Origin of the sequence: Pseudonocardia sp. NPDC049154, assembly GCF_040648315.1 — a bacterium.
Taxonomy (GTDB): Bacteria; Actinomycetota; Actinomycetes; order Mycobacteriales; family Pseudonocardiaceae; genus Pseudonocardia.
This window is the reverse complement of the sequence record NZ_JBEZDN010000054.1, coordinates 1-23,957: the sequence shown is the minus strand read 5'-3', so window position 1 is coordinate 23,957 and position 23,957 is coordinate 1. Positions and strand designations below refer to the sequence as shown.

The following is a 23,957-nucleotide window of genomic DNA, read 5'->3' as shown; positions in this document are numbered from 1 at the left end:
AGGAGTGTCAGACGCTCTGCAGGTGCCAGTCGATCGGCCCGGCGATCAACGAGTGGCTGGTGAGGGTGCGACCCAGCACGCGCTGGGCCTCGCGGGCGGCCTCGATGACCTTCGGCAGGTCGAGGCCGGTGTCCACGCCCATCTCGTGGAACATGCTCACCAGGTCCTCGGTGGCGATGTTGCCGGTGGAGCCCTTCGGGACCGGGCAGCCACCGAGCTCGCCGAAGCTGGACTCGAAGCTGGTGCAACCGGCCTCGAGCGCGGCGTAGGCGTTCGCCAGGCCCTGCCCGCGGGTGTTGTGGAAGTGCGCGGTGACCTCGACCCCGGCAAGCCGCTCCAGCGCCGCGGCGAAGAACTCACGGGCGTACGCCGGATTGCACATGCCGGTGGTGTCGCCGAACCCGATCTCCGTCGCACCCGCCTCGGCGAAGCGCTCCGCCAGGTCCAGCACCCGACCCAGCTCGACCTTGCCCTCGTACGGGCAGCCGAACGACGTCGCGACGACCGCCGCGCAGTTCAGGCCCTCGGCCCGGATCCGCTTCGCCATGACGTCGTTGTCGGCCATGGTCTCGTCGACCGTGCGGTTGACGTTCTTCTTGTTGTGCGTCTCCGACGCCGACACGAAGATCGCCGCTTCGTGGAAGCGCTCCCGCACCTTCAGCGCATTGTCGAGGCCGCGGCTGTTCGGGATGAGCACCATGAGCTTCACATGGTCCGGCACGTCGATCCGGTTGAGCACCTCGACGCCGTCCGACAGCTGCGGGATCACGTCCGGACGCACGAAGCTGGCCACCTCGATACGCTCGAACCCCGCCCGGGCCAGCGCCTCGATCAGCCGGACCTTGTCGTCCGTGGCGATCCGCTCGGGCTCGTTCTGGAACCCGTCACGCGGCCCCACCTCACGGATGTGCACCCGCTTGTTCATGGACCCTCCCGGAGAGCTCGCTCGAGGTCTTCTCGATGTTCGGGCGCGGCGACCGCCACCAAGCGGGCGCCGCGCTCGTCGAGCGGGCAGCCACGCAGCCACGCAGTGCCGTGCTCGGTGACGACGACGTCCACGTCCGCCCGCGCAGTGCTGACCGGCCCGCCCAGCGCCGGGACGATGGTCGACGCGCCGCTCACGGTGGAGCGCAGGGCGATGATCGACCGGGCGCCGGTGCGCGCCGCCGCGCCGGAGAAGTCTGCCTGGCCGCCGATGCCGCCCAGGTAACGGCCGCCGACGACCTCGCTGCCGACCTGCCCGCTCAGGTCCACCTCGATCGCCGAGTTGATCGCGACGAGCCGGCGCAGCCGGGCCAGGACCGCCGGGTTGTGGGTGTAGCTGGCGGGCCGGAAGACCACGGGCAGCTCGCCCAGCCGGGCGTAGAGCTCCCCGCTGCCGATCGCCGTGCCGGTGACCAGCAGACCCTCGTCGATCTCCTTGCGCCGCCCGGTGAGCACGCCCTTCTCCACCAGCCGCAGCACCCCGTCGGTGAGCATGCCCGAGTGGAAGCCGAGGTCGCGGTGCCCGGACAGCCCGTCCATGATCGCCGTGGGCAGGGCGCCGACGCCCACCTGCACGGTGTCGCCGTCCTCCACCAGTTCCGCGACGCGGGCGGCGATCGCCTCGTCCACGGCGTCCGGCGCCCGGTCCGGGGCGGGCGGCACCGGCCGGTCGGTCTCGATCGTCGCGGCGAAGCGCTCGAGCGGGATGCCCGGCGTGCCGACGGTCGCCGGCATCCGGGTGTTCACCTCCGCGATCAGCACCCGGCTGTGGCGGACGGCGTCCGCGGCGTAGTCCACACCTATCCCGAGGGAGCACACGCCGTCCCGGCCCGGCGGGGAGACCTGCACCAGTCCGACGTCCCCGGGCAGCGCGCGCTCGGCGAACAACCCGGGCAGCAGCGAGTAGTGCGCGGGCACGACCTGCAGCGCACGCGCCCTCCGCAGCTCGCCCATGGCACCGTACGACACCAGGGTGAGCTGTTCGGGCACCTCGCGAAGCCTGCGGTTGAAGGTCAGCCCGCTGAACGCGCGCACCGGGCCGATGGCGGCGACCTGGTCGAGCAGCGCGTCGACCAGCGGGGTGGCCTCGGCACCCGCCTGGCTCCACCAGACACCGTCCCCGGCGTGGATGTGCTGCCTGAGATCGATCATGATCAGACCCGCTGCAGGAGGGTGGCAGTACCGAGGCCGCCGCCGCAGCACATGGTGACCAGGCCCAGCTCGACGTCCCGGCGCTCCATCTCGGCCACGATCGTGGCCAGCAGCCGCCCGCCGGTCGCCCCGACCGGGTGCCCCAGGGCGATGGCGCCGCCGTTGACGTTCACCCGGTCCATGTCCGGCTTGAGCTCGCGCTGCCACGCGAGCACCACGGAGCTGAACGCCTCGTTGACCTCGAACAGGTCGATGTCGTCGATGCCGAGCCCGTTGCGCTCCAACAGCTTGTGCGTGGCCGGGATCGGCCCCGTCAACATGATCACCGGGTCCACGCCGACCGTGGTCTGGTCCAGGATCTTCGCCCGGGCGGTGAGCCCGTGGGCGTCGACGGCCTCCTGCGAGGCCAGCAGGACACCCGCGGCGCCGTCGCAGATCGGGGACGAGGTACCTGCGGTGATACGGCCGTTCTCCTTGCGGAACACCGTCTTCAGCCCGGCCAGGGTCTCGGTGGTCGTCCCGGGCCGGACCGTCTGGTCGCTGCGGCGGACCTCGCCGTCGAGCTCCCAGTCGATCAGCTCGGCGTCGAACCGGCACGCCTCGATCGCCTCGCTGGCGAGCGCGTGCGAGCGGGCGGCGAACTCGTCCATCTCCTCGCGGGAGAGGTCCCAGCGCTCGGCGATCAGCTCCGCGCTCTCACCCTGGGGCACGAAGTCGTACTGCTCCCACATCCGCGCGGTCCACGGCTCGCCGTAGAGCTCGGAGATCTTCGCCGGGGAGTTCATCGGCACGTGCCCCATGTGCTCCACGCCCGCGGCGATCACCACATCGTGCACCCCGGACGCGACCAGGGACGCAGCCATCTCGCTCGCCGTCTGCGCCGACCCGCACCGCCGGTCCAGCACCACAGCCGGCACCTCGGGCGGGTAGCCCTCCTGCAACCAGGCGTTGCGCCCGATGTTGCGGGACTGTTCCCCGAACGGGGCCGTGCAGCCCACGACGAGGTCCTCGACGACACCGGGTGCGATCCCGGCGCGGCCCAGCAGGTCGCGATAGACCGCGCCGAGAAGATCGTTGGGGTGGGTGTCGCGGAACCAGCCCTTCTCCGGGTGCGATTTCCCGAAGGGCGTCCGCGCGCCCTCGACCAGGAAGACGTCCCTCCCGACGAGCGGCACGTCAGATCACCGTCCCGCCGTCGACCGGCAGCACCTGGCCCGTGATGTAGGACGCCGCGGGCGAGGCCAGGAAGACGAAGCTCGCCGCAATCTCGTCCGGGAAGGCCCAGCGCTGCAACGGGATCCGCTCCAGCGTCTTCTGCGCGAGCTTCTCGTTGCTGCGGATGTTCTCGGTCATGGCGGTGGCCGCGAGCGGGGCCAGCGCGTTCACCGTGATCTGCCTGCGCGCCAGCTCCCGGGCCAGGGACTTGGTCAGCCCGACGATCCCCGCCTTCGCCGCGCCGTAGTTGGCCTGCCCGATCGTGCCGACCAGCCCGGCCGCGGAGGTGACGTTGAGGATCCGGCCCGAGCCGTCGTCGGCGAGGAAGGGCAGCGCCGCCTGGGAGACGGTGAACGACCCCATCAGGTGGATCTCGACGACCCGCCGGAACGCGTCCTCGGTCAGCTTGGGGAACATCGCGGGCGAGATCGCCCCGGCGTTGTTCACGACGATGTGCAACGTGCCGCCGCCCAGATCCGCGGCCTTGGCCGCCGCTGCGTCCGCCGCGGCCCGGTCCCGCACGTCGAGCACCTGGCTCTCCGCAGTGCCGCCGGCCTCGACGATCTGCTTGGCGACGACGCGCGCGGCGTCCTCGTTCACATCGGTGACCAGCACCGAGGCCCCGGCCTTCGCGAAGGCGTGGGCGACCGCGGCGCCGATCCCTCCGCCGGCGCCGGTGACGAGGGCGGCGCGGCCGTCGAGGGAGAAGACCTCAAGAGCTGGCATGAGTGAAACCATTCCTCCGGGGGATGGAAGCCGGCGGAGCTTGCGGAGCCGGCGGGGTGGGTGGGCTCAGTAGCTCCTCGGCAAGCCCAGCACGTGCGAGCCCAGGTAGTTGAGCACCATCTCCTGCGGGAGCGGCGCGATCTTCAGCAGCCGGGCCTCGCGGAAGTAGCGGGCGACGTTGTACTCCTCGGAGTAGCCCATCCCGCCGTGGGTCTGCAGCGCCCGGTCCGCTGCCTGGAACCCGGCGTCCGCGCACAGGTACTTGGCGGTGTTGGCCTCGCGGCCACACGGCTTGCCGTGGTCGTAGAGCCAGGTCGCCTTGCGCAGTATCAGCTCCGCGGCGTCCAGGCGGGCCAGCGAGTCCGCGAGCGGGAACTGCAGACCCTGGTTCATCCCGATCGGCCGCCCGAACACCTCGCGCTGGTTTCCGTAGGTCACCGCGCGGTCCAGTGCGACCCGGCCGAGGCCCAGCGCTTCCGCTGCGACCAGCATCCGCTCCGGGTTGAGCCCGTCGAGGATGTAGGTGAACCCCTTGCCCTCCTCGCCGACCCGGTCCTCCACCGGCACCATCAGGTCGTCGATGAACAGCTCGTTGGAGGTGACGGCGTTGCGGCCCATCTTCGGGATCGGCCGGATGTCGATCTTGGAGCGGTCCAGGTCGGTGAGGAACAGCGTGATGCCGTCCGTCTTCTTGGCGACCTCGTCCACCTTCTCGGTGCGAGTCAGTAGCAGGACCTTCTCCGACTCCATCGCCTTGGAGATCCACACCTTGCGCCCGTTGACGCGGTAGTGGTCGCCTTCGCGCTTGGCGAAGGTGGTGATGCGCGTGGTGTCCAGGCCGGCGCCGGGCTCGGTGACCCCGAAGCACACGTGCAGCGAGCCGTCCACGATCCGGGGCAGCGTGCGCTTCTTCAGCTCCTCGGAGCCGTGCTTGATCACCGGGTGCATGCCGAAGATCGACAAGTGGATCGCCGAGGCGGCGTTCATGCCGCCGCCGGACTTGGCGACCTCCTCGATGAGGATCGAGGCCTCGGTGATGCCGAACCCGTGGCCGCCGTACTCCTCCGGCGTGGTGATTCCGAGCCACCCGCCGGACGCCAGCGCCTCGTAGAACTCCGTCGGGAACACCTTGTCCCGGTCGTGCTCCATCCAGTACTGGTCGTCGAACTTGCCGGCGAGGTCCCGGACCGCGTCCCGGATCGTCGCCTGATCCTCGGTGAGCTCGAAGTCCACCGCACACCTCCTCGGACCACGTCGTCTCCGTCGCGGTCGATCGTAACAAAGGACTGACCAAAAATGGCGGCCCCCGCCGTCGTGGCAAAGGTCATACCAAGATGGCTGCTGCTACCCCTGCGCAGTCGGGACCAGCGCCAGCCGGTCCGCGAGCCGGTCGTTCCACAGCCCGGGCGAGCCGAACAGCTCGACGTCGAGCTTGGCACGCTTGTAGTACAGCTGCAGGTCGTGCTCCCACGTGTAGCCGATGGCGCCGTGCAGCGTCAGCGCGGAGTCTGCCGCGGCCGACGCGGCCGCGCAGATCTGCGCCTTGGCCGCCGCAGCGAGCACCGGCGCGTCTCCCTCATCCGCCCCGACCGAGGCCGCCGCCAGGTACAGGATCGAGCGCGCGGACTCGACCTTGACCAGCATCTCCGCGGCCGCGTGCTTGACCGCCTGGAACGAGCCGATCGGCACGCCGAACTGCTTGCGCTGCAAGGTGTACTCGACCGTCGTGTCCAGCATCCGCTCCATCGCGCCGAGGGCGTCGGCAGCCACCAGGATTGCGGCCCGCCTGGCCGCCAGCTCCAGCGCCTGCGCCGATTCGGCGCCGTCGAGCGGGATCGCGAGGGCGCGAGCCCCGTCGAGCTCGACGTCCGCCACGGTGCGACTGCGGTCGGTGAGTGCCCGCGGGGTGATCCGCACCCCGGGCTGGTCGACCTCGACCAGGTGCAGAGCACCGTTCACCGGCACCACCAGCCGGCGGGCGCGGGACGCGGCGAGCACTGTCGGGATGCGGCCGGTCAGGCTCGCCCCGTCCGTCGTCACCCCGGACCCGCTTCCCGGAACCTGCCCGGCCGGAACGGCGAGCACCGTGGTCACGCCGTCGGCGAGCAGTGCCTTCGCCGCCTCGGGTAACGCGGCCAGCGCCGGCAGGGCGAGCATCGACCCCAACCAGGCGGACGACGGAGCGGCCGAGCGGCCGAGCTCCTCGGCGGCCAGAGCGAGCTCGACGAGCCCGCCGCCCTCGCCGCCCAGCTCCTCGGGCGCGCCGACGCCGAACCAGCCCTCGCCGACGAACCGCTCCTCGAACGTGCCGTGGTCGCCGGCGTCCAGCCAGTCCCGCACCGTCTCGGCGGGGCAGGTCTGGGCCAGCCAGTCCGCGAGCACCGAGCGGAAGTCGGCCTGCTCGGCAGAGAGTTCCCAACGCATGACGTGCTCCTACTCGACTCGCCGGCCGGCGACGGCTCGGTCGTCGCCACTGCCGATGCTAAGTTGGGTCTGACCTTTGGACCACGGAAGGAGGTCGCGGTGGCTGCAGAGGCGCGATCGGCGATCCGGCTCTCCCCCATGGAGGTCCCCAAGGCCTCCGACGTGCTCGCGAACGAACTCCGGGAACGCATCCTCTCGGGCGAGTACCCCGAGGGCACGCCGCTCCCCCCCGAGCGCGAGCTCGTCACCCAGACCCGGATGAGCCGCACCACCGTCCGCGAGGCCCTGCGCATCCTCGAGGTGCAGGGCCTCATCCGGATCAAGGCCGGTCGCGCGGGGGGCGCATTCGTGCAGCGGCCGGGAGAGGAGTCCGTGGCCAGCTCCCTCGAGCTCCTCATCCGCGGCAGGCAGATCCGGCTGGCCTCGGTGCACGAGACCCGAGAGGCGATCGAGCCCTCCTGCGCCCGGCTCGCCGCCCAGCACCGCACCACCGCTGACCTGCGGCGGCTCGAGCTCGCCAACGAGGCCATCGCCGCCAGCGGCGACCTCGACGAGTTCCTGCGGAACAACGTGGACTGGCACGTCGCCGTGGCGACGGCGAGCCACAACGAGATCCTGACCGGCATCATGATGGCGCTGTCGCGGGCGATCTACACCACGACGAACAACGAGGGCTTCATCAACGACGAGGTCCGCGACATCACCGTGCGCGCCCACCGGTCCGTCACCCGGGCGATCAAGGACCGCGACCCGGACGCCGCCGTCCGCCGGATGACCCGGCACGTCCACTCCTACGCCGCCGCGGCGCTCGAGGTCGACGAGCGGACGACGGTCGCGGTGCCCGAGGAGGAAGTGGCGGTGCCCGAGGAGGAATGACACCCGGGTGACGGCGGTGCACACCACGGCATCACGGTTCTCGATCGGCTCAGCCATCACGCACCGCCGCCCGGACCACGTCCAGCGCCTCGGGGTTCTCCGCGCCGGAGAGGTCACCGGGCTCCTGACCGAGCGCGGCGGCCCGGACCGCACGCCGCATGATCTTGGCCGACCGGGTCTTGGGCAGCTGGTCCACCCGGCGCAGCAGGCTCGGCGCGAACGGCTTGCCCAGCTCCTCCCCCACCTTGCGGCGCAGCGTGTCGGCCAGCTCCGCCTCATCCGTGGTCGCACCCGCCCGAGGTACCCAGAAGGCCCAGACGGTCTCGCCCTTCTTCGGGTCGGGCACCCCGACCACTGCGGCCTCGGCCACGTCAGGATGTGCGATCAGCACCGCCTCGACCTCGGCGGGCGCCAACCGCTTGCCCGCCACGTTCATCACGTCGTCCGAGCGGCCGCGCAGGAACCACTGCCCGTCTGCGTCGACGACGGCGTGGTCGCCGTGCCGCCACATCCCGGGGAAGGTGGACCAGTAGGCCTCGAGGTAGCGCTCGCGGTCCCGCCAGATGCCGCGGGTCATCGCCGGCCAGGGCTGGCGGCACACGAGCTCGCCCACCTCGCCGCGCACCGGCTCACCCGCGGCGTCGACCACGTCGACGTCCATCCCGAGCGACGGACCGCCGAGCGAGCAGCTGCGGATCGGCTCGATCGGGTACGGAGCGAGGAACGACCCGCCCACCTCGGTGCCGCCGGAGAAGTTGATGATCGGCACGCGGCCGCCGAAGACCGTGCGCGCCAGCCACTCGTAGGACTCCGCGTCCCACGGCTCCCCCGTCGACCCGAGGGTGTGCACCGAGGAGAGGTCGAACCCGCGAACCGCCTCGGCGGAGCGGATCGTGCGGATGAGCGTGGGCGAGACCCCCAGCATGGTGACCCGGTGGCGCTCGGCGAGCCGCCACAGCCGACCGAGGTCCGGCACATCCGGTGAGCCCTCGTAGAGAACCAGGGTGCCGCCGTTGGCGTGCGTGCCGACGATCGAGAGCGGGCCCATGATCCAGCCCATGTCGGTGATCCAGCAGAACACCCCGCCGGGCCCGAGGTCGAAGGAGTAGGCGACCTCGCTCGCCGTCTTCACCAGGAAACCGGCGTGGGTGTGCACCGCGCCCTTCGGGCGTCCGGTGGTGCCCGAGGTGTAGGCCAGCAGCAGCGTGTCCGTCGACGCCATCGGCTCGGCGGCTCCCGTGACGGGCTCGTGTGCGAGCAGGTCCGACCAGGCGGTCTCGCCCTCGCCCGGGGTGCCGACCACGACGACGTTCCGGACCGACGGGGTCAGTGCCACGGCCTCGCGAACCTGCGGCAACATCGACACCGTGCGGCCCCGGCGGACCGTGGACTCCGCGACGACGATCGCCCGCACCTCGGCGTCCTGCAGCCGGGAGGCGATCGCACCCGCCGCGAAGCCGGAGAACAGCGGGACCAGCACCGCACCGAGCCGCGCCGCGGCGTAGAAGGCGACGACCGCCTCGGCGACCATCGGCAGGTAGAGCGCCACCGCCTCCCCCCGGCTGATGCCGAGCGCACGCAGGCCCGCCGCGACCCGCCGCGACCGGTCGTCGAGCTCGGCGAAGGTCAGCCGGTCGACGGCGCCGTCCTCGGCCTCGTGCACCACCGCCGTGCGGTCCCGGGCGGCGGGGTCGGCCGCCCAGCGCGTCAGGCACGCGTCGGCGACGTTCACCTCACCGCCGACGAACCAGTCCGGGTCGGTCACGCCGCGGGAGAGGTCGAGAACATGGGTGTAGGGCCGCGAGAACGGCACCCCCAGGTCATGCACGACGGCGTCCCAGTACCAAGCGACGTCCGCGACGGACCGGGCGCGCAGCGCGTCGATCCCCTCGATGCCGTGGGCACGGGCGAACCGGGCGACCCGGGCGTTCTCGAGGTACTCCGCGCCAGGGCTCCAGACGTAGGTGCCGGCGGCCGTGGGGGATGCGGAGGTGGTGGTCATGCTCAGCTCCTCGGCATGCCGAGCATCCGCTCGGCCACGATGTTGCGCTGGATGAACGTCGAACCGCCGGCGATCGCCGTGCCCCGGGCCTGGTACGCCAGCCGCTGCCAGCGGCTCTCCGCGGCCGGCTGCTCCTCGGGGGCCAGCTGGCCACCGAGCGGGGACAGCGACTGCCGGAAGTCCGCGAGGTCCTCCACCAGCGGGCAGAAGTACAGCTTGCCGATCGAGGTCACCGGCCCGGGCGGGCCGCCGTCCGCGGCGATGGTCAGCACCCGCTGGCCGATGGCGTGGTGGACCAACGCCCGACCGTAGAGGTCGGCGACCTTCCGTCGCACGGACGGGTCCGCGCCCAGCGGGTCGCCCGCGCCGTCGGTCATCCCGCGGATCTCGGCGATGATGTCGTCCACGGCCCGCTTGGTGTTGACCCGGCCGGTCGCGATGCCGACCCGCTCGAACCCGAGAGTGGCCATGGCGACCTTCCAGCCGCCGTTCACCTCGCCCAGCACCAGGGCGTCCGGCACGAAGACGTCGTCCAGGAAGACCTCGTTGAACTCCGCCTCGCCCAGCATGTGCGCCAGCGGCCGGACGGTTACGCCCTCGCTCGCCAGCGGCAGCAGGAAGTAGCTGATTCCCTTGTGCCGCGGCAGGTCCGGCCCACCGGTACGGGCAAGCAGGATGGCGTTGGTCGCCAGGTGCGCGCGGCTGGTCCAGATCTTCTGGCCGGTGATCCGCCAGCCGCCGTCGACCTTGACCGCCTTCGTGCGCAGCGACGCCAGGTCCGAGCCGGACTCGGGCTCGGAGAACAGCTGGCACCACAGCTCGTCGCCGGTGAGGATCGGCCGCAGGAAGCGCTCCTTCTGCTCCGGCGTGCCGAAGGCGATGATCGTGGGGCCCGCGAAGTCCTCGCCCACGGTGTTGAGCCGCTCGGGTGCGCCCGCCCGGTCCGCCTCCTCGGTGAACACCGCGCGGATCTTCGCGTCCGCCCCCTGACCGCCGTACTCGCGCGGCCACGACATGCCCGCGTAGCCCCCCTCGAACAGCAGCCGCTGCCACTGGCGCCAGAACGGCAGCTTCTCGGCCAGCTCGACGGGCTCCGGCCACGGGAGGGTGGGCAGCGCCTCCGCGAGCCAGGCCCGCACACGCCCCCGGAACTCCGCCTCCTCCGGGGAGTCTGCGAGATCCATGGAACCTCCTTCGTTGGATGCCGCCGATAATATGCTATCGGTCAGACCAAAGCTAGTGGATGGCGTCACACGCCCGGGGAGGCCGACGACAGATTGTCCTATCGGACAGACCATTGTACCGTCGGACCGAAGTCCGACAGACCTGCCGGGTGTCCGCACCCGACGGTCTCCCCCGGCCACGGTCGGGCCGACCAGAGACTCAGGACGGAAATCGATGGAGATTCCCACCGTCGGCGACCGGTACCCGGCCGCCGAGGTCCAGGGCTACTACGACTCCGGGTGCTGGAGCGCGGAGACGTTCGCGGAGCTGCTCACCCGCCAGGCGCAGACCTGGGGCGACAAGACGTTCATCACGGACGGCACCACCACCGTGAGCTACGCCGAGCTGCGCGATCACTCGGCGCGGCTCGCGGTCGGGCTGCGCGAGCGCGGGGTGCGCACAGGCGACCGGGTTGCCGTGCAGCTGCCCAACTGGGCCGAGTTCGCGGTGGTCGCCGCGGCCGTCGCCCGGCTCGGCGCGATCACCGTGCCGATCATGCCGATCTACCGTCGGGACGAGGTCGGTCATGTCCTCGATGACGCCGGGGTGTCCGTGGTCATGACCCCCGAGGTGTTCAAGGGCTTCGACTATCTGGACATGTACCGCGAGCTCACCGAGACCCGCCCGGGGGTGCACACCGTCGTCGCGGTGCGCGCGACGGACACGCCGACCGACGGGGTCGTCACCACGCTCGAGGCCGTGACGGCGGACGTGGACCCCGCCGAGGCCGCTGTGGCGATCGGGACCCCGGTGACGGCCGACGACCCGTACGTGATCGTGTACACCTCCGGAACGACCGCCCGCCCCAAGGGCTGCGTGCACACGTTCAACACCTACGCCGCCGGCGCCCGGGCGCTCTGCACCGCGTTCGCGTTCACCGCGGACGACGTGGCGTTCAGCCCGTCCCCCATCACCCACACGACAGGGCTGGTCACCGGCGTCCTCATGCCATTGCTCAGCGGCGGGTCGACGCACGTGATGGCCGAGTGGGAGCCGCGGCGCGGGCTGGAGGAGATCGCCCGGTACCGCTGCTCGGTCAGTGTCACCGCAACCACCTTCGTCCAGATGCTGCTCGACGTGTTCGACCCGGCCGAGCACGACGCGTCGAGCATCCGGGTATGGGTCTCTGCCGGGGCGCCGATTCCCCGCTCCACGGTCGAGCGGGCACGCACCGTGCTGCCGGAGACCAAGATCCTCAGCCTCTATGGACGTAGCGAGAACCTGACGACCACGACGTGCACGGTCACCGACGCTCCCGGGAGGGCGCTCACGTCCGACGGGGCAGCGCTCCCGTTCGCCCAGGTCCGGGTGGTCGACGAGGCCGGCGCCGAGGTCCCGCGCGGCGAGGAGGGCGACATCGCCTACAAGGGGCCGAGCCACATGCTCGGCTATCTCGGCCGCCCGGAGGAGACCGCCGAGCTGTACACGCCGTCGGGTTTCTCGCGCTCCGGGGACCTCGGGCGCATGGACGCCGACGGCTACGTCCGGGTCACCGGCCGGACCAAGGACATCGTGATCCGTGGCGGCATGAACATCAGCGTCAGGGAGCTCGAGGACCTGCTGGCCGAGCACTCCGGCCTGCGCGGCTGCGCCGTCGTCGGGATGCCGGACGTGCGGCTCGGCGAGCGGGTCTGCCTCTACGTGGTCCCCGCCGACCCGGCGGCCCCGCCGTCCCTGGAGGAGATCAAATCCTTCCTGCTGGAGCGCGGGGTCGCGATCCAGAAGACCCCGGAGCGACTGGAGCTGGTCACCCAGCTGCCGATGACCGCGACCGGCAAGATCCAGAAGCACCTGCTCCGGCAGGACATCGCGCAGAAGGTCCAGGAGCCGGTCGAGGCGGGACGGTGACCGTGGCGGAGGCACCTGCAGGCCCGGCCGTCGGGGACGTGATCGACGAGGTCGCGTTCACCGTCGAGGCCGGCAAGGTCCTGGAGTTCGCGCGTGCCACGCGCACCACGGACCCCGTGCACACCGACCCCGCCGCCGCGGAGGCGGCCGGGTTCCCCGCGCCCCCCGCCACCGCCACCCACGTGGTCGTGAGCGGACACCACCGTGACCAGGGCCGGATGGTCGGGCGGCTCGGGCTCGCGCTGGAACGCGTCGTGGTCGGGTCGGTCCGCTGGCGCTACCGCCGCCCGCTCGTGGTCGGCGACCGACTGCGCGGCGTCCGGAGGCTGGTGGGCGACGAGCAGGTGGGCGGGGACGGCAGGCCCGAGATGCGCAGGCTCACACTCGAGACGACGTTCGTGGACGCCGAGGGTGCCGCCGCCGTGGAGTGGCGCGAGATCGTGCTGGAGCGGGGCCGATGAGCACGTCGATCACCACGACCCGACCGCCGGTCGCCGTGCAGGTGGGCGACGAACCCCCGGCCCGGGAGTTCGGACCCGTGACCCGCTCCGACATCGTCCGGTTCGCCGGGGCGGGCGGGGACTTCAACCCGTTGCACCACGACCCGGCCTTCGCTGCGAAGGCGGGCTTCGCCGACGTCATCGCCATGGGTCAGTTCCAGGCGGGCCTGCTCGCCGGGTGGCTCACCGACTGGTGCGGGGTGGAGCACGTGCGGGAGCTCGAGGTCCGCTTCCGGGCCCCGGTGCAGCTGGGCACCGTGCTGCGGTTGCACGGCGAGGTCGTCGAGCTGACCGAGGAGGACGGGGAGCGGCTCGCACGACTCGAGCTGCGAGCGACGGCCGGGGACACCGCCGTGGTGCGTGCCGCAGCCCTCGTCCGTCGCCGGTAGTAATCGGCGTTCGCCGGTCAACACCTCTGTGAGCTGCGTCGTCCTTCGACTTGGGAACGATCGTTCATGCCCTCTGCTAGCGTTCCCCGAGTGGACCGGGAGCGCCGCATCCTCGAGGCTGCCGCTGAGCTGTTCCGCGAGCGCGGGTTTCACGGTGCGGGAATGGACGAGCTCGGGATCCGGGCAGGGCTCAGCGGCCCCGCGCTGTACCGGCACTTCGCCGGAAAGAACGAGATTCTCGCCGCGCTGTTCAACGAGGCGATGGACGAACTCGTCGGCGCAACGGTTCCGCTGCTCCCCGATCCCGCGGCGGACCTGCGCCGGCTCGTGCACCATCACGTCCGGTTCACGATCGAGCACCGCGCCCTCGTCAGTGTGTACCAGCGGGAGGACCGGTCCCTGGTCGACCCGTGGCGCAAGGAGTTCGACCGGCGCAGGCGGCGCTACGTCGAGCGGTGGGAGCAGGCCGTCGCCCGCGCCGCACCCGCCGCCGCCACCGCGGACGTGGCCGCGGGGACCCAGGCGTGCCTCGGGGCGGTGTTCTCCGTGGCGTACTGGCCGAGCCGGACCCTGCACGCCCCGGGCGCCGAGGACCTCGCCGAGCACTTCGTGCTTCGTGGGTTCGCGGCGCTCGACATCGCGTTGATCCAGGATTCCGATCAGCCTTCGTAGGCCCGCCGCAGCTCGCCGACCATGATCTTGCCTGCGTCGCTGCGCGGGATCCGACCGACGAGGTCGACTTCGCGGGGGCACTTGTACTGCGCCAACCGCTCCCGACAGTACGCGACCAGCTCCTCCGCCAGACCCGGCGCCGGCGTGCCGAGGGGCTGGACGACGGCCCGGACCTGCTCGCCGAACTCCTCGTCGGGGACGCCAAGCACTGCGACGTCCGCCACCGCAGGATGCAGGGCGAGCAGGTCCTCGATCTCGCGTGGGTACACGGTCACCCCGCCGGTGATGATCGTCTGTCCACGGCGGCCGGTCAGGTAGAGGTAGCCGTCCGCGTCGAGGTGGCCGAGGTCGCCCGCCCACCCCCAGCCCGGGGTCGCCGCGAGGTTCGCGCCGCCATCCGCGTCCCGCTCCGGCTCGGGAGCGTCCGGCCGGACCAGCCAGACCCGCCCCGTCCCCCCGACGGGCAGGTCACGGCCCCGTTCGTCGGCGATCCGGACCGCGCCCCCCTTCGGTGTGCCGACCGAACCCGGGTGGGCGAGCCACTCCTGCGGGCCGATCGACGTGCGGCCGTAGCCCTCCGACGAGCCGTAGTACTCGTGCACGATCGGGCCCCACCACTCCATCAGCGCCCGCTTGACCGCGGGCGGGCAGGGCGCCGCCCCGTGCACGGCCACCCGATGGGTGCGCAGGTCGTAGCGGTCGCGGACGTGGGTGGGCAGGCGGAGCAGGCGCACGAACATCGTCGGCACCCAGAGGCTGTGCGTGACATCGAAACGCTCGATCGCGGCGAGCGCGCCCTCGGCGTCGAACCGCCGGGTCGTGACGACGGTGCCACCCAGTTGGTGCACCGCGTGCAGGAAGCCCATGGGCGCCGTGTGGTACGCCGGGCCCGGGCTGAACAGGATCGGCGGCGGCTCGCCCGGACCGCGCACGATGCCCAGGTCCCGCATCATCGCCGCGTAGCGCAGCGGGACGTCGGTCGGCAGCAGCCCGGGCGGGTCCTCGCGGAAGGGCTTGGGCCTGCCGGTGGTGCCACTGCTGAACAGGAGCCGCCCGCCCATGGTGTCGGGCAGCTCGGGGTCCACGGGCGCGGCTGCGACCGTCTCGTCGTAGCCATCCCCGACCACGAGCCACGCCGGCTCGGTGGTCACCGCGGCACGGACGGCACCGGCCAACCCGACCGACACGACCACGGCGGCGGGATCGGCGTCCTGGACGAGCGGGCGCAGCTCGGCGGGCCCGAGGTGGACGTCGACCGGAGCGAGCACAAGTCCGCTGCGCCAGCAGGCCCAGGCGATCTCGGCCCATCGCACGTCGTTGGGCAGAGCGAGCAGCACGACCGACCCGGGGCGCAGCCCATGGGCGTAGAACCACGAGGCGAGTGCGGCGCTGCGCGTCTCGACCTCCGCCCACGTCACCCGTTCGCCGGTCTCGGCCAGGACGACGGCGGGGCGGTCCGGCGCCGCCGCGGCATGGATCCGGGGATGCACGGCGCAAGCCTACAGTTCGGTCTGACCATTGATTTGGGCGACAGGTCCCCGCTAGTCTCGTGGCCCCGGTCACAGCGAACGTGCGCGAGGAAGCGGAGACGACGATGACCAGCCCCGAGATCACGGTGGAGATCCCCACCCTCACGGTCCACGACCGCTTCGACGAGGGGTCCATCCGCCTCTTCCGCGAACGTGGCTGGTGGCGGGACGGCTCGGCGGCGGCCCTGCTCGACCGGTGGGCGGACGAGACCCCGACCCGGCGGTTCGTCTCGGACGGCACTCGCGAGCTCGACTACGCCACGGTCAGAGAGCGCGCTCACGGGCTCGGGGCGGCACTGCTGCGCCGCGGGGTGCGCCCCGGTGACCGGGTGGCCATGCAACTGCCGAACTGGACCGAGTTCGTGGTCGGCTACCTGGCGATCGCCCGGATCGGAGCCGTCCTGGTGCCGATCATGACCGTGTACCGGCAGACCGAGGTCGCGCACGTGCTGCGCAACTCCGGTGCGGTCGCGGCAATCACCACCGCAGAGTTCCGTGGCCACGACCATGCCGCCATGTTCCGCACGCTGCAGCAGGAGATTCCGGCGCTCGCCACCCTGGTGATCGCGCGCGGCACCGTCCTGGACGGCGAGCTCACGTTCGACGACGCCTGCGCCACCCAGACGGACCAGACCGAGCTCGGCCCCCACCCGGACCCGGACGCACCGCACCTGATCGTCTACACCTCGGGCACGGAGTCCACGGCCAAGGGCTGCGTGCACACCTGGAACACCGCCGACTACTCGGGGCGCGGCCTGGCGCACGACGTCTTCCGCACCCGGCCCGACGACGTGGTCTTCATGCCGTCACCGGTCGCCCACGCGACCGGGCTGGTGGTGGGGATCCTCGTGCCGCTGACCGTCGGCGCCGAGACCCACCTGCTGGACATCTGGGACCCGAACGAGGGCTTGCGGCGCATCGAGCGGTACCGGTGCACGGTCACCGCCACGGCCACCCCCTTCGTGCGGATGACGCTGGACGCCGCGCGGACGGGCGCGCACGACCTGTCGTCGATGCGGTTCTGGCTCTGCGCGGGCGCGCCGATCCCGGAGGCACTGGCGATCGAGTTCGACGAGGCGTTCGCGGGCGGCGTGCTGATGCCGCTCTACGGCGCCTCGGAGATCCTTGCCGCGACCTGCTGCCACGACGGCGACCCGCTCGAGCGTCGCGCCGGGTCGGACGGCACACCGGCGCTCGAGGGTGTGCGGATCAGCCTGGTCGCGGCCGACGGCAGCGAGGCGGCGACCGGCGAGGAGGGCGAGATCTGCTACTGGGGCCCGGGCGCCGTGCTGGGTTACTGGCGAGACCCCGAGCGGACGGCCGCCACGATCGACGCGCAGGGCAGGCACCACACCGGCGACCTCGGCCGCCTCGACGACCAGGGCTACCTGCGCGTGACCGGGCGACTCAAAGACATCATCATCCGCGGCGGGACCAACATCAGCGCCGCCGAGGTGGAGGGCTACGTCGCGGCGTACCCGGCGGTCGCCCAGGTGGCGGTGGTGGCCTACCCGGACGAGAGGCTCGGCGAGAAGGCCTGCGCGGTCGTCGTGCCGAAGCCCGGTGAGCAGCCGACGCTCGAGGACCTCACGTCGTTCCTCAAGGACCGCGGGATCGCGATGCAGAAGTTGCCCGAGAAGCTGCTGCTCGTCGACGAGCTCCCGATGACCGCCACCGGGAAGGTGCAGAAGTTCCTGCTCCGCGACCTGGTCCGCGGGCTCTGAGGAGGTCGACCGACCGGGGTAGTCCGGACACATCCCCTGCGCACAACTCCGCCTCCTGCCTGCGCGCCGCCGTGGTTCCGGAGGCCGGGAACTCGGCCCGGCCCGTCCCGCCGGTCGCGGCCGACGGTGTGGCTGACCGCTGTAGACGCGGGATGACGAAGGGCGAGCCGAGCGACCCCGACTCCCCCTCGTCCCGTTCGGAGAACCTAGTGCCGCACGGGGATGCCCAGGTCGACCGGGCCCCCAGCGAGGGACCCGTCGCACCCGGTGCAGTCCGGTCCGGTATGGACGTGGCCGCGGGGCCGGGGGAACATCTCGTCCGCCCCGGGGACGTCCTCGGCGATCCGCCGCTTCCGGTCCGCGTCCCGCGCCAGCAGCGCCGCCCCGAAGGCCCCGGTGATCTGCGGGTGGGCCGGCACCGTCACCTCGGCGTCGAGCGCCCGGCTCAGGAAGTGCACGGCCGCGGGGTTGCGCGCCACTCCCCCGGTCAGCACCACCGGGGTGTGCCTGCCGACCTGCGCCACGAGCGCGAGGGTCCGGGCCGCGATGGCCCGGTGGACCGACGACGCGATGTCCGCGACGTCCTTGTCCTCGGCGAGCATCGACACGATCTCGGTCTCGGCGAACGTGGCGCACATGCTGCTGACCTCGAGATCGTCCGAGCCGCGCAGCGCGAGCTCCCCCAGCTCGTCGATCGACACGTCGACGGCGCGGGCGAGTACTTCGTAGAACCGGCCGGTGCCGCTGGCGCAGCGGTCGTTCATGGCGAAGTCTCGCACCAGGCCATCCGACCCCACGGTGATCGCCTTGGAGTCCTGGCCGCCGACGTCGATCACCAGCCGCACGCCCGGGACCATCTCCGAGGTCCCGCGCGCGTGGCAGGTGATCTCGGTGTAGGTGCGGCCCGCGAAGGACACCAGCCGCCGCCCGTAGCCGGTCGACACCGTGCCGTCGAGGTCGGAGTCGTCGAGCCCGGCCTCCGCCAGCGCCTGGTCTACCGCGCGCTGCATCCCCGCGCGCGAGACCGCCCCCATGGTGACGACCGCGGACGAGAGGATCTCGCCCGCGTCGTCGACGACGACGGCCTTCGCCGTCGTCGAGCCCAGGTCGACGCCGAGGTAGCGCCCGCCGGTCATGCCGGCCACGCCACCTCGGCACCGTAGCCCGCCCGCCGGTGGTCGCCGCGCTCGCGCGCCACGTCGATGGCCTCCAGCATTGCGACCAGTCGGGAGTCGAGGATCTCCTCCTTGTAGAAGGCGGCGTCGGCGACGTCGCCCTCGAAGAAGATCGACGGGATGCCCAGGTTGTCCCGCGCGGACTTGGCCAGCAGCCGCTGCGGTCCGGTGAATGCCCGGCAGGTACGGGTGGAGTGGAAGACGATTCCGTCCATCCCGTACTCCTCGCAGTCCCGCAGGGTCAGGTAGTCCAGCGTCTTCGACCCGTGGTTCGTCGGGCACAGCAGGTAGTGCTGGGCCATGCCGAGCAGCGGGTCGGAGGTGTCGATCAACTGCGGCTCCTGCCAGAACGCGTTGGTGATGTAGCGCCCGGCCAGCACCGCGACCCCGTGCTCGGCGAACTTGCGCGAGAGGAACCCGAGCTTGTTCCAGTTCATGATCCCGTCGAAGTAGAGACGGTACTTCTCGTCGCGCACACCGGAGACCCCGTTGTCGAGGCGGTGCTGGATCTCGTCCTTGACGTTCTGGAAGTAGTTGACCAGCGCCGGGTTGCCGGGCAGGAAGTTGATCGGCGCGATGCAGGAGATCCAGTCCCAGAACGTGGCGGGCGACGGGGTCGCCTTGCACAGGTCGAGACCCTCCTTGCGTAGCTCGCCGGCGCGCTTGATGTAGGTCATCGACTCGCTCAGCGCGTCGTAGTCGAACTTCCGCCCGGTCTGGACCTCGAGGAAGTCGATCAGCTCGACGAGCTGGTCACGGACGTAGCGCGAGGCTTCGTCCCACTCCGACCCGGTCAGGTAGCCGGCGTCGGGCCGGTTCCCCCACAGGAACGGGTGCGACACGTTGAAGATCGGCACGTTCTTGCCGAACACCCGGAACGAGACCTCGTCCCACTGCTGCCCGGTGCTGCAGCCCGCGTAGTTGTTCACGAACAGGTCCGGCGAGGGCAGCTTCGAGGCCAGATCCTGGCGGTCGTGCAGCCCGACCACGCCGCTGTCCGGCTCCTCACTGCCCTTGAGCGTGAGCACCGCGCAGCCGAGGTGGGTGCGGGAGTACGAGCAGAGCTCGGCGTTGTAGCCGTACTCGGCACCCGCCAGCTGGGCGGGACCCTCGAGCCGCTGCGCGGCGAGCCGGGCCGCGAACGCCTCGCCGTGACACCACGCCAGACCGGCGGCCTGGAAGATCGGGTTGAGCGCACCGCCGTTGTACCAGACGATCTTGCGACCGGTCTCCCGGGCGACGAACAGGTCCTCCCAGTAGTCGGCGATCATCTTCCCGCCCTCGCGGGTGGTGGCGAGACGCTCGGTGCGGGGTTCGGGGGCCGGAGCGGTGGTGGTCATGAGGTCTCCGATCAGGCGTAGGCGGGGCGGTGGCGGAGGGCGCGCTCGACGAGGGCCTCCAGCCGGGTGCGCAGTGCTTCGAGCGGGATCCCCTCGTGCTCGGTCTCGACGAGCAGCTGCGGGATGTCCGCGGCGTCGAGCGCCTTGCGCAGCTCGGGGTAGAACAGCATGTGGGGCTCACAGAACTTCGGCATCAGGTGCACGACGACCTCGGCGCCACTGCGCCGGGTCGCGTCGACGAGCCAGGCGTCCCAGTCCACGTCGTGCTGGACGCGCGTGGGGCACGGCAGGTCGACGTTGCGCTCGGCGTACCAACGCCCGATGGCGTCCATCGGGTCGTCACCGGGGGCGAACGGCACCGAGGTCTGCAGGTAGCGCCGGCCCGACCACAGGTCGTCGTCGACGACGACGGCGCCGACCTCCTCGATCACCTCCAGCAGCTCACGGCGCGGCGCGTGGCACAGGTGGCCGGACAGATGGACCCGCACCCGGTCGTCCCGCTCACGGCGCGGCGCGTCCGCCAGCGCCTCGGCCAGCAGCTCGCGGTGCTCGACAGGGTCCATGACCTGCGCGGACACGACCATGTCCTGGAGGTCGACCGGCGACCAGACGGTGTCGCCCGCGGCGCGCTCGTCGAACACCCGGCGCAGGAGCTCCCGGTCGGCGTTGTACGCCTCGATGGCCTCGGCCAGCGCCGCGTCCTCGATGGGCGCGCCGGAGAGCTTCTCGAACTCGGACCGGAACTGCGCCATCATCTCGGCGATCTTGGTCGGCGCCCAGGGGTCGCTCAGCGAGCTGATCAGCATCCCGAAGAACACCGTCTTGTCACTGATCGCCCGCGCCACGTCGGAGGCACCGAGCAGCTGGATGCAGTGGTCCGCGAGCAGCAGCGCGTCGTAGTGGTCCAGTCGCCCGGTCGCGGCCTGGTCGGCGAGGTTGCGCGTGTAGCCGCAGTAGAACTCGGGCAGATACGCGCGCCCCTCGGCGACGGGACGCTGGTCGTCCTGGACGTAGACCGGGAGGATCCCCGCGGCCAGGGCGATCTCACGTGGGAAGTTCATCGGCATGACGCCGACGACGAGCTGGTCGGGGTGGTGGGCCCGCCACTGCGCAACGTACTCCCGTGGATCACGAGCAGCGGCACGCAAGCGTTGCAGGGCAACCGATTCGGGCATCGGAGCTCCTCAAACTTTGACAAGTCTGGGTAACCAGACACTCGAATGGTACAAGATTCCGGCCCGCTACGCAGCCCCGGACTCCCGCACCGCCTCGACCTCGGCGACGATGGACCCGTGACACATGCCCGCCGAGTCGACGCGGTCGCCACCTCCGCCGTGCCCCCGCTGCCGCCGCCGAGCGCGCGGTCGCTCCTGCTCACCGTCGCGGGCGAGCTGGTGAGCGAGGAGCCGGGCGGGGCGTGGACCAACGCGCTGCTGCGGGTCTTCGCCGCGCTCGGCGTCGAGGACCACGCGTGCCGCCAGCTGCTGGCCCGCTCCACGAGGAGCGGCTGGCTCTCCCGGGTCAGGGACGGCCGCGCCGTCCGGTGGACGCTCGACACCCGAGGCCGCGCCCTGGTGGACGAGGGCCTGCGCCGCTCGGCCGCCTACCTCACCGACGACCGGGACTGGGACGAACGCTGGCTGGTCCTGCACGTCAACGTCCCCCAGGACCGCCGGACCACGCGCAAGCGGCTCTACGGCGGTCTGGACTGGCTCGGCTTCGGCAACCCGACGGCAGGCGTTTGGATCACTCCGCACACCGAGCGGGTGGACGAACTCACCCGCCTGATCTCCGCGCTCGGGCTCGAGCAGACCTCGCTCGCGATGATCGGCCACGCCGTCGACCTCGGCGTCCCGGAGGCCGAGCTGGTGGCCAGGGCCTGGGACCTGACCGAGCTCGACGCCGCCTACCGCCGATTCCTCGAGCAGGACGCCACGAGCCCCGAACCCGGGACGCCCGACGAGGTCCTCACGGCGTACCTGCAGCTGCTGAACCTGCAGCAGCGTTTCATGCGTCGGGACCCACAGCTCCCCGCGGCCCTGCAGCCTGAGTGGGTGGGCCGCGAGGCGGCCCAGCGGTTCCGCGACCGCCGCGCGCAGTGGTCCACGGTGGCCCACCAGCGCTTCCACGAGATCGTCGCCGAGTCGGCACCTCCGAGCGGCCGGGACGCTTTAGACAGGAAATCGCACCGAGTCTTGTGATCTGTACAAGCTCCCCTTACGGTCTGACCGAACTTGCGGTGACCCACATCTCACGTCGGTGCAGACACCTGGAGCCCCGTTGTCCCTTGAGCACACCCCGGCCGTCGACGTCCGGGGCCCCGAGACCCACGCCCCCACCCACCACACACCGCGTCGGGCGGCGGCGGCCGCCTTCCTCGGCTCCGTCGTCGAGTACTACGACCTCGTCGCGTACGGAACGGCCGCAGCGCTCGTCTTCAACACGCTCTTCTTCCGCGACGTGTCCCCCTCCGTCGCGTTGATCCTCTCGTTCGCCACCTTCGCCAGCGGCTATGTCGTCCGTCCGCTCGGCGGTCTGCTCTTCGGTTGGATCGGTGATCAGCACGGGCGGCGCACCGCTGTCATGCTCACGATCGTCGTGATGGGGGCGGCCACGATTCTGATCGGCCTGCTGCCCACGTACGCGTCGATCGGGTGGTTCGCCCCGGTGCTGCTGGTGGTGCTGCGCCTGCTGCAGGGACTGGCGGTAGGGGGTGAGCTCGGCGGGGCCGTCCTCATCGCCGTCGAGCACGCCCCCGAACGGCGGCGCGGCTTCTACGGCAGCTTCTCCACCGCGGGCGCCCAGGCGGGCACCGTGCTCGCCACGGTCGTGTTCGCGGTGCTGACCGCGACGACGTCGGACGAGGCGTTCGCCTCCTGGGGATGGCGAATCCCGTTCCTGGGCAGCGCCGTGATCGTGCTGATCGGCGTCCTGATCCGTTACGGCCTCGAGGAGACCCCGGACTTCACCCGTTCCCGCGCCGAGGCACCGGTCCGCAATCCGATCCGTACGACGCTGTCCTCTCATCCTGGCGCGGTCCTGGGCATCATCGCCGTGATGGCGGGCATGATGTCCGTGTGGTACCTGCTGACGGTCTACAGCCTCAGCTACGCCACCACCCAGGCCGGCATCGACAAGCCGACCATCCTGTGGGTGGTCACCGGGGCGACGTTCCTGGTCGTGGTGATGAACCCGGTGTGGGGCGCGCTCTCCGACCGGATCGGCCGCACGACGCTGCTGTCGGTCGGTCTGGTGGTCGAGGGCCTGCTGCTCGTGGCGTACTTCCTGGCCCTGCGCAGCGGCAGCGTCGCGCTGATCTTCGTCGCGCTGCTCGCGGTCGCCGGTCTCGGCCACGCGTGCGTCAACGGGATCTTCCCGGCCTTCGTGGCCGAGGCGCTGCCCGCGTCGGTCCGCTACACCGCGGGTTCGCTCGGCATGCAGGTCGCGGCCCTGATCGCCGGCTTCGCACCGCTGGTCGCCGTCGCGCTGGAGGGCTCCGCGTTCGGCGTCTGGACCACCTGCACCCTCGCTCTGCTGCTCTGCCTCGCCGGCGCCGTGGCGGCACGGCTCCTCGTCCGGTCGCGGTCGTCCGCGGCGGTCGTCGAGCCGGCCGTGGTCTGAGCGGACCCGCGCGACCCCCGGGCTCACGGGATGGGGCCTCCGGCTCGGCGGCCCCGCCCTCGACGGACGTCACGACAGGCCGAGGAGCCTCGATGCCCCACGTCGTCCTGCCGCACTGCTGCGCGGACGCCCGGTGCGTCACGGTGTGCCCGGTGGACTGCCTCCACCCGGCTCCCGGCGAGCCGGGCTTCGCGGAGGCGGACATGCTGCACATCGATCCCGCCATGTGCATCGACTGTGGCGCCTGCGCCGACGTCCGTCCGGTCGATGCCGTGGTGACGGACTACTTCGTGCCCCGGGACTCGCCCGTCGTCGCGCTCAACGCCGGCCGGGCCTCACCCTGGGTCTAGATCGGCGCGCGCGACCACCGGGGATCCCCGACGCCCGTCGCCCGCGGCGCCCGCTCCGCGTTGCGGTCGTGGGCGCGGGCCCGGCGAGTCCGCGGCGCCCCGTCGAACGACCTAGGAGGGTGCTGAACTAAGCCCGCTTGGCGCGGTTGGACGTTGGACTCGCGGGAGCATGCGCGTAAACGGCGTTTATGCGCTCGGGTTGGGGT

General features: G+C 71.6%; 20 protein-coding genes and 1 pseudogene. 9 read left to right on the top strand and 12 right to left on the bottom strand.

Annotated elements, in window-relative coordinates; genetic code table 11:
- Positions 1-7: 7 nt before the first annotated feature.
- The 6 genes from AB0B41_RS23825 to AB0B41_RS23800 all read right to left on the bottom strand — a co-directional run bounded on the left by AB0B41_RS23825 (position 8) and on the right by AB0B41_RS23800 (position 6,501).
- Entirely contained in the window at positions 8-925 is a 918-nt protein-coding gene (locus AB0B41_RS23825) for a hydroxymethylglutaryl-CoA lyase (protein WP_358206861.1), read from the bottom strand.
- A complete protein-coding gene (locus AB0B41_RS23820) occupies positions 922-2,136 on the bottom strand; it encodes an acetyl-CoA hydrolase/transferase C-terminal domain-containing protein (RefSeq protein ID WP_358206859.1) in 1,215 nt (404 codons plus the stop codon). Before AB0B41_RS23820 ends, AB0B41_RS23825 begins: the two co-directional genes overlap by 4 nt.
- A 2-nt stretch (positions 2,137-2,138) precedes the next feature.
- Entirely contained in the window at positions 2,139-3,311 is a 1,173-nt protein-coding gene (locus tag AB0B41_RS23815; RefSeq protein WP_358206857.1) for a thiolase family protein, read from the bottom strand.
- A gap of 1 nt (position 3,312) precedes the next feature.
- Positions 3,313-4,077, bottom strand: a complete 765-nt coding sequence (locus AB0B41_RS23810; protein WP_358206855.1) for an SDR family NAD(P)-dependent oxidoreductase — start codon at positions 4,075-4,077, stop codon at positions 3,313-3,315.
- Between the two features lie 66 nt (positions 4,078-4,143).
- Positions 4,144-5,310, bottom strand: a complete 1,167-nt coding sequence (locus AB0B41_RS23805) for an acyl-CoA dehydrogenase family protein (RefSeq protein WP_358206853.1) — start codon at positions 5,308-5,310, stop codon at positions 4,144-4,146.
- 111 nt (positions 5,311-5,421) lie between these two features.
- Complete coding sequence (locus tag AB0B41_RS23800; protein ID WP_358206851.1) at positions 5,422-6,501, bottom strand: acyl-CoA dehydrogenase family protein; 1,080 nt, start codon at positions 6,499-6,501, stop codon at positions 5,422-5,424.
- A gap of 99 nt (positions 6,502-6,600) precedes the next feature.
- Between AB0B41_RS23800 and AB0B41_RS23795 the strand changes: the two genes are divergently transcribed.
- Positions 6,601-7,377: an FCD domain-containing protein gene (locus tag AB0B41_RS23795; RefSeq protein WP_358206849.1), complete on the top strand. Its 777-nt coding sequence runs from the start codon at positions 6,601-6,603 to the stop codon at positions 7,375-7,377.
- Positions 7,378-7,426: 49 nt separating this feature from the next.
- Here the strand turns inward: AB0B41_RS23795 and AB0B41_RS23790 are convergent, their stop codons facing one another.
- Both AB0B41_RS23790 and AB0B41_RS23785 read right to left on the bottom strand, forming a co-directional pair.
- Positions 7,427-9,379: an AMP-binding protein gene (locus tag AB0B41_RS23790; RefSeq protein ID WP_358206847.1), complete on the bottom strand. Its 1,953-nt coding sequence runs from the start codon at positions 9,377-9,379 to the stop codon at positions 7,427-7,429.
- A 2-nt stretch (positions 9,380-9,381) separates the two neighbouring features.
- Complete coding sequence (locus tag AB0B41_RS23785; protein ID WP_358206845.1) at positions 9,382-10,563, bottom strand: acyl-CoA dehydrogenase family protein; 1,182 nt, start codon at positions 10,561-10,563, stop codon at positions 9,382-9,384.
- A gap of 214 nt (positions 10,564-10,777) precedes the next feature.
- On the opposite strand from AB0B41_RS23785, the gene AB0B41_RS23780 reads away from it, so the two are divergent.
- The 4 genes from AB0B41_RS23780 to AB0B41_RS23765 all read left to right on the top strand — a co-directional run bounded on the left by AB0B41_RS23780 (position 10,778) and on the right by AB0B41_RS23765 (position 14,012).
- Positions 10,778-12,451 carry an AMP-binding protein gene (locus AB0B41_RS23780; RefSeq protein ID WP_358206843.1) on the top strand — a complete coding sequence of 558 codons (1,674 nt, stop codon included), beginning with the start codon at positions 10,778-10,780 and terminating at the stop codon, positions 12,449-12,451.
- Positions 12,448-12,912, top strand: a complete 465-nt coding sequence (locus tag AB0B41_RS23775; RefSeq protein ID WP_358206841.1) for a MaoC family dehydratase N-terminal domain-containing protein — start codon at positions 12,448-12,450, stop codon at positions 12,910-12,912. Before AB0B41_RS23780 ends, AB0B41_RS23775 begins: the two co-directional genes overlap by 4 nt.
- Positions 12,909-13,340 (top strand): MaoC/PaaZ C-terminal domain-containing protein, encoded by a 432-nt coding sequence (locus AB0B41_RS23770; RefSeq protein WP_358206840.1) that lies wholly within the window; start codon positions 12,909-12,911, stop codon positions 13,338-13,340. Before AB0B41_RS23775 ends, AB0B41_RS23770 begins: the two co-directional genes overlap by 4 nt.
- A 90-nt stretch (positions 13,341-13,430) precedes the next feature.
- Entirely contained in the window at positions 13,431-14,012 is a 582-nt protein-coding gene (locus tag AB0B41_RS23765) for a TetR/AcrR family transcriptional regulator (RefSeq protein WP_358206838.1), read from the top strand.
- Here AB0B41_RS23765 and AB0B41_RS23760 read toward each other — a convergent pair.
- The gene (locus AB0B41_RS23760) at positions 14,000-15,502 is read right to left on the bottom strand and encodes an AMP-binding protein (RefSeq protein ID WP_358206836.1); all 1,503 of its coding nucleotides are present in this window, start codon (positions 15,500-15,502) and stop codon (positions 14,000-14,002) included. The genes AB0B41_RS23765 and AB0B41_RS23760 overlap by 13 nt on opposite strands.
- A 104-nt stretch (positions 15,503-15,606) precedes the next feature.
- Between AB0B41_RS23760 and AB0B41_RS23755 the strand changes: the two genes are divergently transcribed.
- Positions 15,607-17,265: an AMP-binding protein gene (locus AB0B41_RS23755; RefSeq protein ID WP_358206834.1), complete on the top strand. Its 1,659-nt coding sequence runs from the start codon at positions 15,607-15,609 to the stop codon at positions 17,263-17,265.
- 206 nt (positions 17,266-17,471) lie between these two features.
- Here AB0B41_RS23755 and AB0B41_RS23750 read toward each other — a convergent pair whose 3' ends face one another.
- From AB0B41_RS23750 to AB0B41_RS23740, 3 genes are read right to left on the bottom strand one after another with little or no spacing between them, the layout of a single operon-like run.
- Positions 17,472-18,401, bottom strand: coding sequence for an acyl-CoA dehydratase activase (locus AB0B41_RS23750; protein WP_358206921.1), 930 nt, complete (start codon positions 18,399-18,401; stop codon positions 17,472-17,474).
- Positions 18,398-19,780, bottom strand: coding sequence for a 2-hydroxyacyl-CoA dehydratase family protein (locus tag AB0B41_RS23745; protein WP_358206832.1), 1,383 nt, complete (start codon positions 19,778-19,780; stop codon positions 18,398-18,400). Before AB0B41_RS23745 ends, AB0B41_RS23750 begins: the two co-directional genes overlap by 4 nt.
- 11 nt (positions 19,781-19,791) lie before the next feature.
- Positions 19,792-20,955: a 2-hydroxyacyl-CoA dehydratase family protein gene (locus AB0B41_RS23740; RefSeq protein WP_358206830.1), complete on the bottom strand. Its 1,164-nt coding sequence runs from the start codon at positions 20,953-20,955 to the stop codon at positions 19,792-19,794.
- Positions 20,956-21,072: 117 nt separating this feature from the next.
- On the opposite strand from AB0B41_RS23740, the gene AB0B41_RS23735 reads away from it, so the two are divergent.
- From AB0B41_RS23735 to AB0B41_RS23725, 3 genes and pseudogenes are all read left to right on the top strand, one after another.
- A complete protein-coding gene (locus tag AB0B41_RS23735; RefSeq protein WP_358206827.1) occupies positions 21,073-21,981 on the top strand; it encodes a PaaX family transcriptional regulator C-terminal domain-containing protein in 909 nt (302 codons plus the stop codon).
- A gap of 79 nt (positions 21,982-22,060) precedes the next feature.
- The gene (locus tag AB0B41_RS23730; protein ID WP_358206825.1) at positions 22,061-23,401 is read left to right on the top strand and encodes an MFS transporter; all 1,341 of its coding nucleotides are present in this window, start codon (positions 22,061-22,063) and stop codon (positions 23,399-23,401) included.
- 92 nt (positions 23,402-23,493) lie between these two features.
- Positions 23,494-23,676 (top strand): annotated as a pseudogene (locus AB0B41_RS23725) (ferredoxin family protein); the annotation flags it as partial.
- Between the last annotated feature and the right edge of the window lie 281 nt (positions 23,677-23,957).

What these genes read in the sequence shown, in the direction of transcription:
- AB0B41_RS23825 (WP_358206861.1), bottom strand. Translation starts at nt 925, where the DNA reads ATGAACAAGCGGGTGCACATCCGTGAGGTGGGGCCGCGTGACGGGTTC.
- AB0B41_RS23820 (WP_358206859.1), bottom strand. Translation starts at nt 2,136, where the DNA reads ATGATCGATCTCAGGCAGCACATCCACGCCGGGGACGGTGTCTGGTGG.
- AB0B41_RS23810 (WP_358206855.1), bottom strand. Translation starts at nt 4,077, where the DNA reads ATGCCAGCTCTTGAGGTCTTCTCCCTCGACGGCCGCGCCGCCCTCGTC.
- AB0B41_RS23800 (WP_358206851.1), bottom strand. Translation starts at nt 6,501, where the DNA reads ATGCGTTGGGAACTCTCTGCCGAGCAGGCCGACTTCCGCTCGGTGCTC.
- AB0B41_RS23790 (WP_358206847.1), bottom strand. Translation starts at nt 9,379, where the DNA reads ATGACCACCACCTCCGCATCCCCCACGGCCGCCGGCACCTACGTCTGG.
- AB0B41_RS23785 (WP_358206845.1), bottom strand. Translation starts at nt 10,563, where the DNA reads ATGGATCTCGCAGACTCCCCGGAGGAGGCGGAGTTCCGGGGGCGTGTG.
- AB0B41_RS23780 (WP_358206843.1), top strand. Translation starts at nt 10,778, where the DNA reads ATGGAGATTCCCACCGTCGGCGACCGGTACCCGGCCGCCGAGGTCCAG.
- AB0B41_RS23770 (WP_358206840.1), top strand. Translation starts at nt 12,909, where the DNA reads ATGAGCACGTCGATCACCACGACCCGACCGCCGGTCGCCGTGCAGGTG.
- AB0B41_RS23755 (WP_358206834.1), top strand. Translation starts at nt 15,607, where the DNA reads ATGACCAGCCCCGAGATCACGGTGGAGATCCCCACCCTCACGGTCCAC.
- AB0B41_RS23750 (WP_358206921.1), bottom strand. Translation starts at nt 18,401, where the DNA reads ATGACCGGCGGGCGCTACCTCGGCGTCGACCTGGGCTCGACGACGGCG.
- AB0B41_RS23745 (WP_358206832.1), bottom strand. Translation starts at nt 19,780, where the DNA reads ATGACCACCACCGCTCCGGCCCCCGAACCCCGCACCGAGCGTCTCGCC.
- AB0B41_RS23740 (WP_358206830.1), bottom strand. Translation starts at nt 20,955, where the DNA reads ATGCCCGAATCGGTTGCCCTGCAACGCTTGCGTGCCGCTGCTCGTGAT.